Below are 13,083 nucleotides of genomic sequence, written 5' to 3'. Positions count from 1 at the left end.
GGTGTGGCGCTTAGAGCAGCTCGAGCAGGAACGGCAGCTCCTGGCTGGCGTACCAGGCGAGGTCGTGGTCTTGGGCGTCGCCGACGATGAACTCCGAGTCCTCGTCTCCGAGATCGGCGGCGTCGACGGCCTCGACGGCGGCCAGCACGGCCGGCTCGGCCGCGGCGTTGTCGAGGTAGGTCGCGACCACGTCCGCGATGCCCACGGGACCGGCCAGGCGCACCACCGCGTCGTCGAGATCCGGCCGGGCGGTGACGTCGTCCACCTCGGCGACGAGAACCGCGCGCCTCGGCGGGAGTCCAACTTCAGTGCCCTCCGCCGCCAGTAGTCGCAGCGACGCCAATGCCGCCTCGCGCAACGCCACCTCGCCGAGTTCATCGTCGTCACCCTCGGCGTAGGACTCCCGCAACGTCGGAGTCACGGCGAATGCGGTGCCGCTGCGCGCGTGCATCGACCCGTCGGCGACGAGCTTCTGCAACATGGCCAGGGTCGCCGGGATGTAGACGCGCACCAGGCGACTGTAGCGGCACTAGCCCCGAACGCCGATTAGCGTGCAGCCTCCAGCAATTCGTCGAGCGATTCACGCAACAGAACGGGCAGCACGTCCACGTCGCTCATCGCGTCGCGGTCGGCGTTGATGCCGAAGTACAGCATGCCGTTGTAGGACGTCACGCCGATCGCCATCACCTGGTCGTGTAGCAGCGGTGGCACCGCGTAGGTCTCCAGCAGCTTGGTTCCCGCGAGGTACATCTGCTTCTGCGCGCCAGGCACATTGGTGATCAACAGATTGAACTGTCGCGCCGAGAAACTGGTCGCAACGCGAATTCCCATGGCGTGCAGCGTGGGTGGACCAAACCCCGACAGCGTGACGATCGTTCTGGCGTCGACGAGGCTGGCCGCGGTCGGGTGCGATTCGGTGGCATGGGCGATCTGCGACAGCCGCACCACCGCGTTGCCCTCGCCGACGGGCAGGTCGACCAGGAATGGCGACACCTCGCTGATGGCCTGACCCGGCCCGACCCCGTCGAGCTCACCGTCGGGATACACCGACATCGGCGCCATCGCCCGCACCATCGAGGCCGACGTCACCGGCTCGCCGCGTGACATCAGCCAGTACCGCAGGGCGCCTGCCACGACGGCGAGCACGACGTCGTTGACATCGCAGTCGTAGCGGGCGCGCAGTTGGCGGTAGTCCTCGAGCTGGTGGCTCGCGACGGCGAACCGGCGGTTTCGCGACACGGTGGTATTCAGTGGGCTGCTGGGTGCGGTGCCGCGCGCGACCGTGCGGGCGACGTCGGCGAACCGGCGCCCCACCTCGGCCAGTTGCCCGCTGTTGGTGACCACGTCCGTGACCGCGGAGCGGACAGCGGCGAGCTGGGTGGTCGGCCGGGTGACCCATTCACCGACGGCACCGGCCGTCAGCCGCGCGTCGCTGGGCTCCCGCGCGGGAATCCAGATGTCCTCCCCGAACTCGGGCGGCTTCTGGGTCCGATCGGCGATGACGTGCCCGATCTCCAGCGCCGTCATGCCGTTGACGAGCGCCTGATGCGACTTCGTATAGAGGGCGATGCGGTTCTTCGCCAGCCCCTCGACCAGGTACATCTCCCACAGCGGACGTGACTTGTCCAGCTGCCGCGACCCGAGTCGCGCGACGAGATCGTGCAGTTGGGCGTCGCTGCCCGGCGACGGCAACGCCGAACGCCGAATGTGATAGGTGATGTCGAATTCGGGATCGTCGACCCACACCGGCCGCGCCAGGCCCAGCGCCACCTCGCGCACCTTCTGGCGGTACCGCGGAATCTGCGGCAACCGTTGCTCGACGGTGGCCAGCAGGGTCTCGTAGCTCAACCCGCTGCGCGGCTTGCGCAGGATCGAGAGCGAACCCACGTACATCGGCGTTGACGAATTCTCCAGCCTGTAGAAGGCCGCATCGGACGCCGACAACCTCGTCACCATGACGGCGCTGGCCTCCCCCTTGCTCGACGTCTGAACCCCGTCACGGTAACCGGAGAAACACCTGCCCTGCATCACGGGTGCACGAGCGTGTCCGCGCCCCGTGGGATCATGAGAGCATCTGCGACTCTCCAGCAGATGCCCTCGTGTTCACCCCGACTGCTGGAGACCCACCGTGACCGCATCACGTCTACCCGTTGCTGACACATCCCCCGTCGCTTCGCTCGCCCCGCAGACATCCCCCGTCGCTTCGCTCGCCCCGCAGACATCCCCCGTCGCTTCGCTCGCCCCGCAGACATCCCCCGTCGCTTCGCTCGCCCCGGCAAATTCCTTCACCTCGCCGATCATCGACTACGAACCACCGCTCGTCGGCACGGCCGCCGTGTGTCCACCGCCGCGTCCCGCAGCGCTACACAGGCACACCCCGCGGCGGCTGCGGCCGGTCCCCGCTCCCCCGGCCCGCGAGTCACCACCACCACGCGCCGCGGCCGTCTTCACCGACACCGCGCTGCGGCGGATCCTCGAAGTGATCGACCGGCGCAGGCCCGTCGCCCAACTGCGGCCGCTGCTGGCGCCGACGCTGATCGACGCCGTCGTGGCGATGACGCGAACCAGATCTTCCGACGGCGCCGTGTTGCGCCGGGTGCGGATGCGCACGGCGGCCGACGCCGACGGTGAGGCAACGGCGGCCGAGGTCTTCGCCACCTACACGCGGGGGTCCAGGGTGCGGGCCATCGCCGCCCGGATCGAGATCGTCGGAGGGCGTTGGCTCGTCACGGCGTTGCAGATCGGTTGACGAACGCGGCCGTCCTAGCCCCGTCGGGCCTTGGGTACGTCGCGCCCCTGCTTGCGCGCGGCCTCACGCCGCTCCCGGCGCGAACCGCCGTTCGTCGGCGCGGCGTGCCTGCCGCCTTGACGCTGCACCTCTGCGGAGCCGTCCTCGGATGGCCCGGTGTAGGTCAGCGGCGGCGCGTCGCCGTCCTCGATTCCCTTGACCCGCAACGCGGGCGGCGGCTGCTTCGGACGTTCCTCGGTGGCCACGGCGCCAGAGCTGGCCTCCTGCGCCTTCGCTGCCGCGTCCGCAGCGAACTGCGCGAGGTTCGGCGGGGCCGCGACGGGGGCAACGGTGGGTGCCGCCGCCGCCTGGACCTGGGCGTTGAACAACAGCCCGACCGACTCTTCCTTCAGCCCGTCGAGCATGCCCATGAACATGTCGTAACCCTCGCGCTGGTACTCGACCAACGGATCGCGCTGGGCCATCGCCCGCAGCCCGATGCCCTCCTTGAGGTAGTCCATCTCGTAGAGGTGTTCGCGCCACTTGCGGTCCACGGTGGTCAGCAGGACGCTGCGCTCGAGTTGACGCATCGCGTTCTCGCCGCCGATCTCGGTCAGCTCCGCCTCGCGGACCGCGTACGCACGCTCGGCGTCCGCAATGAGCGCGTCGAGCAACTCGTCACGGGTCAGCTCACCGGGCTCGCCAACGGCGCCGCCGTCGATCAGGTCGTGATGGTCGATGCCGACGGGATAGAGCATCTTCAGCGCGGTCCACAACGCCTCGAGATCCCAGTCCTCGGAGTAGCCCTCCGCGGTGGCGCCGTCGACGTAGGCGGTGACGACGTCGACCAGCATCTTGTGGGCCTGGTCCTGGACGTCCTCACCCTCCAAGATGCGACGGCGCTCGGCGTAGATGACCTTGCGCTGCTGGTTCATCACCTCGTCGTACTTGAGGACGTTCTTGCGGACCTCGAAGTTCTGCTGCTCCACCTGCGTCTGCGCGCTCTTGATCGCGCGGCTGACCATCTTGGCTTCGATCGGCACGTCGTCGGGCAGGTTCAGCCGATTGAGCAAGGACTCCAACGTCTCGCCGTTGAACCGTCGCATCAGCTCGTCACCGAGCGACAGGTAGAACCGCGACTCGCCGGGGTCGCCCTGGCGGCCGGAACGACCGCGCAGCTGGTTGTCGATGCGTCGCGATTCGTGCCGCTCGGTGCCCAGCACGTAGAGGCCGCCGGCCTCGCGCACCTGATCGGCTTCTTCCTCGACTTCGGCCTTGATCTTGGGGAGCACCTGGTCCCAGGCGGCTTCGTAGTCCTCGGGCGTCTCGACGGGGTCGAGGCCGTTGTCGCGCAGCCGCTTGTCGGCGAGGAAGTCGACGTTGCCGCCGAGCACGATGTCGGTACCGCGGCCGGCCATGTTGGTGGCGACCGTGATTGCACCGCGCCGCCCGGCCTCCGCGATGATGCCGGCTTCCTGCTCGTGGAACTTCGCGTTCAACACGTTGTGCGGCACCCGCCGCTTGGTGAACTGCTTGGACAGGTACTCCGAGCGCTCCACGCTGGTGGTGCCGATGAGGACCGGCTGGCCCTTCTCGTACCGCTCGACCACGTCGTCGACGACGGCGATGTACTTGGCCTCTTCGGTCTTGTAGATCAGGTCGGACTGATCGGTGCGGACCATCGGCCGGTTGGTCGGGATGGGCACGACGCCCAGCCCGTAGATCTCGTGCAACTCGGCGGCCTCGGTCTGGGCGGTGCCGGTCATGCCCGAGAGCTTGTCGTAGAGGCGGAAGTAGTTCTGCAGCGTGATGGTGGCCAGCGTCTGGTTCTCGGCCTTGATCTCGACGTGCTCCTTGGCCTCGATGGCCTGGTGCATGCCTTCGTTGTAGCGCCGGCCCAGCAATACACGGCCGGTGAACTCGTCGACGATCAACACTTCACCGTCGCGGACGATGTAGTCCTTGTCGCGCTGGAACAGCTCCTTGGCCTTGATGGCGTTGTTGAGGTAGCTCACCAGCGGTGAGTTGGCGGCCTCGTAGAGGTTGTCGATGCCCAGTTGGTCCTCGACGAACTCCACGCCGATCTCGAGCACGCCGATGGTGCGCTTGCGCAGGTCCACCTCGTAGTGGACGTCCTTCTCCATCAGCGGCGCGATCCGCGCGAACTCGAGGTACCAGTTGGAGGCGCCGTCGGCGGGGCCGGAGATGATCAGCGGGGTTCTGGCCTCGTCGATCAGGATGGAGTCGACCTCGTCGACGACGGCGAAGTTGTGCCCGCGCTGCACCATGTCCTCGACCGAGTGCGCCATGTTGTCGCGCAGGTAGTCGAATCCGAACTCATTGTTGGTGCCGTAGGTGATGTCGGCGGCGTACGCGACCCGGCGCTGGTCGGGCGTCATCTGCGCCAGGATGACGCCGACGTCGAGACCAAGGAACCGGTGCACGCGACCCATCCACTCGCTGTCGCGTTTGGCCAGATAGTCGTTGACCGTGACGACGTGGACGCCGTTGCCGCCCAGCGCGTTGAGATAGGCGGGCAGCACGCAGGTCAGCGTCTTGCCCTCGCCGGTCTTCATCTCCGCGACGTTGCCGAAGTGCAGGGCGGCGCCGCCCATCACCTGAACGTCGAACGGGCGCTGGTTGAGCACCCGCCACGCGGCCTCGCGGGCCACCGCGAAGGCCTCGGGCAGCAGGTCGTCGAGATCGGCACCATCAGCGACGCGCTTCTTGAACTCGTCGGTCTTGGCGCGCAGCTCGGCGTCGGACAGCTTCTCGACGTCGTCGGACAAGGTGTTCACATAGTCGGCGACCTTGCGGAGGCGCTTGACCATGCGGCCTTCACCGAGACGGAGCAACTTCGACAGCACGCTAACTTCCCCTAGGGGCTCGATGGAACTAGTGGTTCGACAAAAGTCCATCGTAGGTGACTGGCCGAAGCAGCCAGCGTAAGCAGGCCAGATGGGCCGTCCGGGTCAGGCGAGAGCGATCACGCCAGCCGGATCAACCCGTAGTCATAGGCATGCCGCCGGTACACCACGGATGGCTTGTCGCTCTCCTTGTCGTGGAACAGGAAGAAGTCGTGGCCGACGAGTTCCATCTCGTAGAGGGCATCGTCGACGGTCATCGGCCGGGCGGCGTGCTCCTTGGTGCGCACGATCCGGCCGGGTTCGTGGTCGTCGACCGCGACGTCGGCCGCGGGCACCGCCTCGTAGGCGGGCGTCGCGTCGTGGCTGGGCGCCTCGTCCTGCAGCGGAATGGTGGCGGTGGCCTCGGCCACTGATACCGGCCTCTTGTCGCCGTAGTGGATCTTGCGCCGGTCCTTGCTGCGGCGCAGCCGGTTCTCCAGCTTGCAGACCGCCCCCTCCAGAGCTGCGTAGAAGCTGTCGGCGCAGGCTTCGCCGCGCACAACGGGGCCCCGACCGCGGGCGGTGATCTCGACATGCTGGCAGTTCTTGCGTTGACGTCGGTTCTTCTCGTGGTCGAGTTCGACGTCGAACAGGTAGATGGTGCGGTCGAAGCGCTCCAGGCGCGACAGCTTCTCGGAGACGTAGGTGCGGAAGTGATCGGGGATCTCGACGTTTCGGCCCTTGACGACGACCTCGGCGCGAAGCGCGGCTGCGGGCTCGTCATCGACCATGACCATCGTCGAACGGTCGGTTTCCACGGATTGTGTTGACATACTTGGCAACTCGTTTCTCTTCGGCGTCGCACGCTCAGCGTGCCCGGCTAGTGAAGGAACCGCACCGAAGGGCCGTGCTATCGCCGCCCACCGGCGCAAGGTGTCGAGGACTCACCTCCTACCGCGGTCAGGCGATGTGGCGCTGGTGTGATCAACGCCTCCGTGAGTTATTCACGGGTGGTTGGCCCCGACGGTAGTCCGTGTTCACCTGCCAGTGCCACTAATTCCGGGCACGTGTTTTGAACTCTTCACGTCGAGCTGACATCGCGGTAATTGCCGTCGCCGTCGATCGCTCCGGCCGTGCGGGTCAAGCGTGTGCGATGGCCAGGACGGCCGCGACCCGGGCGCCCGCGGCGTGCAGCACCCGCACCGACTCGTCCGCGGTGGCTCCGGTGGTGACCACGTCGTCCACCAGCAGTACGTCGCCGCGGATCTGCCGCCGCAGCACGACCCGGCCTGCGATGTTGCGCTGCCGGTCGTCCGCCGAAAGCCCGACCGAGTCGCGGGTGAACGCGCGGATCCGCAGCGCGGCCGACACGGTCGTCCCGTTGGGCGCCGAGGCCAGCGCCATCCTGGTGACGGGGTCTCCGCCTCGGCGCCGGGCAGCCGACCGGCGGGTGGGTGCGGGCACCAGGGTCAACGGTGTCTCGACGATGCCCCACGCCAGTAGCCGATCCAACCCGTCGTGCAGCGCCGCGGAGAGTGGTCGGATGAGGTCGGTGCGGCCCCGTTCCTTGGCAGCGACGATGGCTTCGCGACGGACGCCGGCGTAGCGGCCCAACGCGAAGACGGGCACGCCCGGGTCGAGCCGCGGCGTCACCAGGGCCGGCTCGTCGGGGGCGACCGCCAGCGCCCGCGCGCAGTTGTCGCACCACCGGGTGGACGGCGCGCCACAGCCACCGCACTCGATCGGCAGGACCAGGTCGACCAGCACTCCCGCAGTGTGCCCGTGGGGTCTGACGGTTCGCATCCGAGGCCGCTGCCGTATCACTTACGGTTGCGGCGTCAGTCGTGCGGGCGAAGTGGAGGCTTCAGTGACCGAGAACGGAAGCGTGCGGACGGCACTCGTCATCGGCGGTGCGTCGGGCATCGGGTGGGCGACGGCCAAGGCCCTGGCGTCGGACGGCTGCCGGGTGACGGTGACCGACCTCAACGCCGACGGCGCCGCGGCCCGCGCGACGGAACTCGGGCCGGCCCATGCCGGCGCGGGGGTCGACGTCACCGACGAGGACTCGGTGGCGGCCCTGTTCGAGAAGACCGGCCCGCTGGACGTCGTCGTCACCACGGCCGGCTTCAGCAACATGAGCCTCATCGTCGACATGCCGGTCGACCAGTTCCGGTCCGTCGTCGACGTCTGTCTGACGGGATCGTTGATCGTCGCGAAGTACGCGGGGCGTCAGCTGCGGGACGACGGTGCGCTGGTGTGGATCTCGTCGCTCAACGCCCGCCAGCCCGCCGCGGGAATGAGCGCCTACTGCGCCGCCAAGGCGGGACTGTCGATGCTCACCCAGGTCGCGGCCTTGGAGTTCGCGTCACGCGGCATCCGCGTCAACGCCGTCGCGCCGGGCTTCGTGCTCACCCCGCTGACCGAGGGCGCGGCGATGATTCCAGGAACGGTCGAGGACTATGCGGAGAACACCGCGCTCGGCCGCACCGGCACACCCGAGGACATCGCCGAGGCGGTGCTGTTCATGACCAAGTCGCCGTGGCTGACCGGTGAGGTGCTCGACCTCAACGGCGGTGCGCACCTCAAGCGTTACCCCGACGTGATGGGTCGCCTGCACCGGTTGATGGCGGGCGCGTCCGAGGCTTGACGCGGGAGGCTCAGCCCGGCAGCACCGGCAGCGCCCCGGCGATCATCAGCGGCCGGACTTCGGCCCACGCCGGATCGTCTTCGGCTGCGGCGCCCGAAAGCTGAAGCACGCCACGCTGATCGGCCACGTACACCGTCGACGGGTTGGCCGCCACCGTCGACACCGGAGCCAGCAGGTTGCGGCTCGGACCGTCGGAGTTGACGCCGTCGAGATTGACGTAGGACACCGGATGCTGGGAATCCGTGCGGCTCACCACGATGTCGTCGCCGGTGCGCCAAGACAGCGACACCGCGGTGTCGCCAAGGCCGAAGCCCAGCCGGCGCGGGTAGGTCAGGGCGTACTGGCCCCCCTGGGTCTGCTCGACGCTGGCCAGGATGACCTGACCGGCGATGACCATCGCGGCGCGGGTCCCGTCCCGTGACAGTTGCAGTTCGGCGATCGGGCCAGGGAAGCGCACGGATACGGCGGTGACGTCGACGGGGATTCGGGCGGGCAGCCCCGAAGCCGCCTCCTGGATCACCCGCACGACGTTGTTGCCGTCCACGACGACCCAGACTGCGTCGTCGAGCGACCAGCTGGGCCGCGACACCGTCCGTCCGTCCAGGGCTTGGGCCGCAACGCCGCCCACCTGTCCGACCCACAGCGACGACGCCATGTCGGGCGCGCCCGGCCGCAGCGTCACCACCGACGAGGCTTCCTGCCCGCTGCGGGACAGCGACGCGGCCGTCTGGTTCGGCATCTGCCCGAACGAGCCGGCCACGCGCGGGGCCTTCTGGCCGTCCATCGACACCATGGACCCGCCCACCAGGGCGTGCAGTCCCGCGGCGGCGCCCGCGTCGGCGCCGGGGTCGGTGGCCGCCACGTCCGAGGTGTTCCACCCGTCGGCGAACCGGTCGTCCAGCGCGGCGCCGTCGGCGTTGAGCACGTAGGGGCCGTTGATGCCCGCCCGTGACAACGTCCAGATGATCTGGGCCGCAAGCAATTGCCTGCTGTGCGGGTCGGTGGTCGACAGGTTCTCCAGGTCGACGCGCGCGCCGCCGTAGCCGCGGCCCACTCCGGTCTTGCCGCCGTCGGCGCGCGTGACCGGACCGCGCAGGCGCAGCGGCGGACCGAGCAGGTTGCGCACCGTCTTGTCCATCTCGGGCCGCGGACCGGAGACCAGCTTCGTCACCAACTCGGTGGCCAGCAGGTCCGGATCGGATACCGCCACGTAGCGCGGGTCGGGCACGACGGTCTTGCCGGTCGGGTCGACGAAGTACAGGGTGTTGCGCTTGTAGGTCTGCTGGAACTGCTGCCAATCCAGGAAGACGCCGTTGGGCAGGCTGTCGATGCGCCAGCCGCCGGGCGTCTTGACCAGTTCGATGGGGCCAGGATCGGGCAACGCGCCCTCGCCCGTCTCGAACACCCCCATGTCGGAAAGCGAGCCCAGGATGTCGGCGCGCATGTGGGCCGAAACCCGTTCCGGGCCGCGGGTTTCGACGAACACCACGCGGTCGATCAGCAGCGCGCTGCCGGCGTCGTCCCACGATCGTGACGCCGACTCGGTGAGGAACTGCCGCGCCGCGAGGTGACGGTTCGCGGGATCTGCGGTGGCCTTGAGGAATTCGCGCAGCAGCACGTCGGGATCCATGCCCGGCGTCGGGGTGGGCAGGCTGGGCGGGGCCGGCCGGTCCACGGTGCCTATGGCCTGCGGGGCCGAGGAGCTCGGCACGCCCGCACACCCTGCCGTCGTGAACACCATCAGCAGCAGCGACGCCACCGCCAGGAAGCGTCTCACGCCCGCTCCCCCGCCGGTTCGCGTTTGGGAGCCTGCCGACGCGGGGGCCGGTCGGGCCCAACGGGTTTGAGCGGCAACGGGCTGGTGGTCACCTTGTGTCCGCGCACCAGCGGCAGGGTCAGTCGAAACGACGCGCCCTTGCCCGGTTCACCCCAGGCCTCCAGCCGGCCCTGGTGCAGCCGGGCGTCCTCGATGCTGATCGCCAAGCCGAGGCCGGTGCCGCCGGAGCGTCGCACGCGTGATGGGTCGGACCGCCAGAAGCGGCTGAAGACGAGCTTCTCCTCGCCGGGACGCAGGCCGACGCCGTAGTCGCGCACCGTGACTGCGACGGTGTCCTCGTCGGCGAGCATCCGGATCCGCACCGGTTTGCGCTCGGCGTGGTCGATGGCGTTGGCGATGAGGTTGCGCAGGATCCGTTCCACCCGACGGGGATCGACCTCGGCGATGACCTCGGTCGCAGGCAGGTCGACGATCAGGTCGACGCCGGCGTCGTTGGCGAGATGGCCGACGTTGTCGAGCGCGCTCTCCACCACCGAGCGCAGATCCTCGGATTCCACCGACAGCTCGGCGACGCCGGCGTCGTGGCGGGAGATCTCGAGAAGGTCGTTGAGCAGCGTCTCGAACCGGTCGAGCTCGCTGACCATCAACTCCGTCGACCGCCGCAGCGCCGGTTCCAGGTCGTCGCTGTGGTCGTAGATCAGGTCGGCGGCCATGCGCACCGTCGTCAACGGCGTCCGCAGCTCGTGGCTGACGTCGGAGGTGAAGCGCCGCTGCAGGTTTCCGAACTCCTCGAGTTGGGTGATCTGTCGCGACAGGCTCTCGGCCATGTCGTTGAACGACACCGCCAGCCGTGCCATGTCGTCCTCGCCGCGCACCGGCATCCGCTCGGTGAGGTGCCCCTCGGCGAACCGCTCGGCGATCCGTGACGCCGACCGCACGGGGAGCACGATCTGACGCGCCACCAACAGCGCGATGGCCGCCAGCAGGCCGAGCAGCACGATGCCGCCGGTGACCATGGTGCCGCGCACCAGGGCGATGGTGCTCTCCTCGTTGTTCAACGGAAAGATCAGGTACAGCTCGAGATTCGTGACCGGTGACGAGGTGGGGCTGCCGACGATCAGGGCGGGCCCGTTGAAGCCGTCGGTGTGCACGGTTGCGTACTGATAACTGACCTGACCGGCCTTGACGAAGTCGCGCAACGTATTGGGCACCTGGGCGACGGGACCCGCTGCGGTCGCCGCCCGAGGGCCGTCGCCGGGCACCACCAACACGGCGTCGAACGCGCCGGCCAAGCCGGCACCCGAGTCGGCCTTGCGGTCGATCAGCGTGTTGCGGGCCAACTGCAGGCTGCTATCCAGCGAGCGGGTCTCCTCGCCGCCGACGATGCCGCTGACCGTATTGCGGGCCCGCTCGATCTCCTCGGTCGCGGCGCGCACCTTGACCTCGAGGATGCGGTCGGTGACCTGACTGGTCAGCACGAAACCGAGGACCAGGATGACGGCCAGGGACAGCCCGAGGGTCATCGACACCACGCGCAGCTGCAGTGAGCGGCGCCACGCGAAGCTCAACGCTCGACTAAGCGCTCCGAGCCCGCGCAGCATTGGCGCCGAGCGACTGCGGATGCGCCGCCTCGAGCCCCAAATCATGGGGGTCCGGCCTTGTATCCCACTCCTCGAACGGTGAGCACCACCTGCGGGTTCTCCGGATCCTTCTCGACCTTCGCCCTCAACCGCTGGACGTGCACGTTCACCAAACGGGTGTCAGCGGGGTGTCGGTACCCCCACACCTGTTCGAGCAGCACATCCCGAGTAAACACCTGCCGTGGTTTGCGCGCCAACGCCACCAACAGGTCGAACTCCAGCGGCGTCAGCGAGATCTGCTCGTCCATCCGAGTGACCTTGTGAGCGGGGACGTCGATGTCGATGTCGGCGATCGACAGCATCTCGGCGGGCCCGTCGTCGTTGCGACGCAGCCGTGCCCGCACCCGCGCGACGAGTTCCTTCTGCTTGAACGGCTTCATGACGTAGTCGTCGGCGCCGGACTCCAGACCCAGCACCACGTCGACGGTGTCGGTCTTGGCGGTGAGCATCACGATCGGCACACCCGAGTCGGCGCGCAGCACCCGGCATACGTCGATGCCGTTCATGCCGGGCAGCATGAGATCGAGCAGCACGAGATCGGGCCGCAGCTCGCGGACGGCGGTGAGGGCCTGGGTGCCGTCGCCGATGACCGCGGTGTCGAACCCTTCCCCTCGCAGCACGATCGTCAGCATCTCGGCGAGCGATGGGTCGTCATCGACGACCAGGATCCTTTGCCTCATGGTGTCCATGGTGTCACCGAATCGCGATAAAGCCGGGATACCACACCGCGTGTTTTGCCCGCTGGGGCCGGTCAGCCGGCCAGGGTCCGCGCGAGTTCCAGTGGATCGACGTCCGGTCCGGCCACGACCCAGCGCCCGCCCCAGTCGGCGGCGGCCAGCGCGGCGTACGCCTCGTTGGTGCGGCGCTGCAGGCCGTCGTCGCGTTCGTAGGCGTCGCGGGCACGGTCGGCGTCGGTGTCGGCACGGTTTTGCGCCCGTTGCGCGGCCAGCTCGGTCGGCACCGCCAGCAGCACCTGCCAGTCCGGGATCGGCATGGCGAACCTGTCGAACTCGAGGGCGCGCACCCACTCCACCACGTCGCCGTCGACGGGCTGGTGCAGCCGCGCAGCGCTGTAGGCGGCGTTGGAGGCGACGTAGCGGTCGAGGATGACGACGTCGTACTCGGCGCACAGCCGGCCGATCTCGTCGCGGGCGTCGGCCCGGTCGAGGGCGAACAGCATCGCCATGGCGTAGACGGATTGGGCCAGGTCGCCGTGCGCGCCGTGCAAGGCCTCGGCGGCCAGATCGGCGTGCACCGATTGCTTGTAGCGCGGGAACGCCAGGCTCGTCACCGACCGCCCGGCCGCTTCGAAGCCGGCACGCAACCCCTGGGTAAGGGTGTTCTTGCCCGCGCCGTCGACGCCTTCGATCGCGATGAGCACGGGCGAAGCGTAACTGCCGCATCGGACCCCCCTTGACCGCCGATAGGCTTTCCTCAGCCAGCCG

At 68.7% G+C, this 13,083-nt stretch carries 11 protein-coding genes; 2 read left to right on the top strand and 9 right to left on the bottom strand.

Features of this window, described 5'->3' with window-relative positions; all coding sequences use genetic code 11:
* Positions 1–10: 10 nt before the first annotated feature.
* Positions 11–514: a hypothetical protein gene (locus tag N536_RS0120840; protein ID WP_029115379.1), complete on the bottom strand. Its 504-nt coding sequence runs from the start codon at positions 512–514 to the stop codon at positions 11–13.
* A 32-nt stretch (positions 515–546) separates the two neighbouring features.
* Positions 547–1,956 carry a wax ester/triacylglycerol synthase family O-acyltransferase gene (locus N536_RS0120835; RefSeq protein ID WP_029115378.1) on the bottom strand — a complete coding sequence of 470 codons (1,410 nt, stop codon included), beginning with the start codon at positions 1,954–1,956 and terminating at the stop codon, positions 547–549.
* A gap of 340 nt (positions 1,957–2,296) precedes the next feature.
* Between N536_RS0120835 and N536_RS39045 the strand changes: the two genes are divergently transcribed.
* A complete protein-coding gene (locus tag N536_RS39045) occupies positions 2,297–2,749 on the top strand; it encodes an Rv3235 family protein (protein WP_051574665.1) in 453 nt (150 codons plus the stop codon).
* A 14-nt stretch (positions 2,750–2,763) separates the two neighbouring features.
* On the opposite strand, the gene secA is transcribed toward N536_RS39045, so the two are convergent.
* The 3 genes from secA to N536_RS0120815 all read right to left on the bottom strand — a co-directional run bounded on the left by secA (position 2,764) and on the right by N536_RS0120815 (position 7,338).
* Complete coding sequence (gene secA, locus N536_RS0120825; RefSeq protein WP_029115377.1) at positions 2,764–5,595, bottom strand: preprotein translocase subunit SecA; 2,832 nt, start codon at positions 5,593–5,595, stop codon at positions 2,764–2,766.
* A 119-nt stretch (positions 5,596–5,714) separates the two neighbouring features.
* Complete coding sequence (gene hpf, locus N536_RS0120820) at positions 5,715–6,371, bottom strand: ribosome hibernation-promoting factor, HPF/YfiA family (protein ID WP_197040192.1); 657 nt, start codon at positions 6,369–6,371, stop codon at positions 5,715–5,717.
* 343 nt (positions 6,372–6,714) lie between these two features.
* The gene (locus N536_RS0120815) at positions 6,715–7,338 is read right to left on the bottom strand and encodes a ComF family protein (RefSeq protein ID WP_029115375.1); all 624 of its coding nucleotides are present in this window, start codon (positions 7,336–7,338) and stop codon (positions 6,715–6,717) included.
* 103 nt (positions 7,339–7,441) lie between these two features.
* Here N536_RS0120815 and N536_RS0120810 point away from each other — a divergent pair, with 103 nt between their 5' ends.
* Complete coding sequence (locus tag N536_RS0120810; protein ID WP_036437107.1) at positions 7,442–8,221, top strand: SDR family NAD(P)-dependent oxidoreductase; 780 nt, start codon at positions 7,442–7,444, stop codon at positions 8,219–8,221.
* Between the two features lie 10 nt (positions 8,222–8,231).
* Here the strand turns inward: N536_RS0120810 and lpqB are convergent, their stop codons facing one another.
* The 4 genes from lpqB to N536_RS0120790 all read right to left on the bottom strand — a co-directional run bounded on the left by lpqB (position 8,232) and on the right by N536_RS0120790 (position 13,019).
* Complete coding sequence (gene lpqB / locus N536_RS0120805) at positions 8,232–9,986, bottom strand: MtrAB system accessory lipoprotein LpqB (RefSeq protein WP_255358473.1); 1,755 nt, start codon at positions 9,984–9,986, stop codon at positions 8,232–8,234.
* A gap of 8 nt (positions 9,987–9,994) precedes the next feature.
* Complete coding sequence (gene mtrB, locus N536_RS0120800; RefSeq protein ID WP_029115372.1) at positions 9,995–11,644, bottom strand: MtrAB system histidine kinase MtrB; 1,650 nt, start codon at positions 11,642–11,644, stop codon at positions 9,995–9,997.
* The gene (gene mtrA, locus N536_RS0120795) at positions 11,641–12,327 is read right to left on the bottom strand and encodes a two-component system response regulator MtrA (RefSeq protein ID WP_029115371.1); all 687 of its coding nucleotides are present in this window, start codon (positions 12,325–12,327) and stop codon (positions 11,641–11,643) included. The genes mtrB and mtrA overlap by 4 nt, the downstream gene beginning before the upstream one ends.
* 62 nt (positions 12,328–12,389) lie before the next feature.
* Positions 12,390–13,019, bottom strand: a complete 630-nt coding sequence (locus tag N536_RS0120790) for a dTMP kinase (protein WP_029115370.1) — start codon at positions 13,017–13,019, stop codon at positions 12,390–12,392.
* Between the last annotated feature and the right edge of the window lie 64 nt (positions 13,020–13,083).

This window comes from Mycobacterium sp. URHB0044 (assembly GCF_000620625.1).
GTDB lineage: Bacteria > Actinomycetota > Actinomycetes > Mycobacteriales > Mycobacteriaceae > Mycobacterium.
The sequence above is the reverse complement of the archived record's forward strand: the minus strand, read 5'-3'. Positions and strand labels throughout refer to the sequence as shown.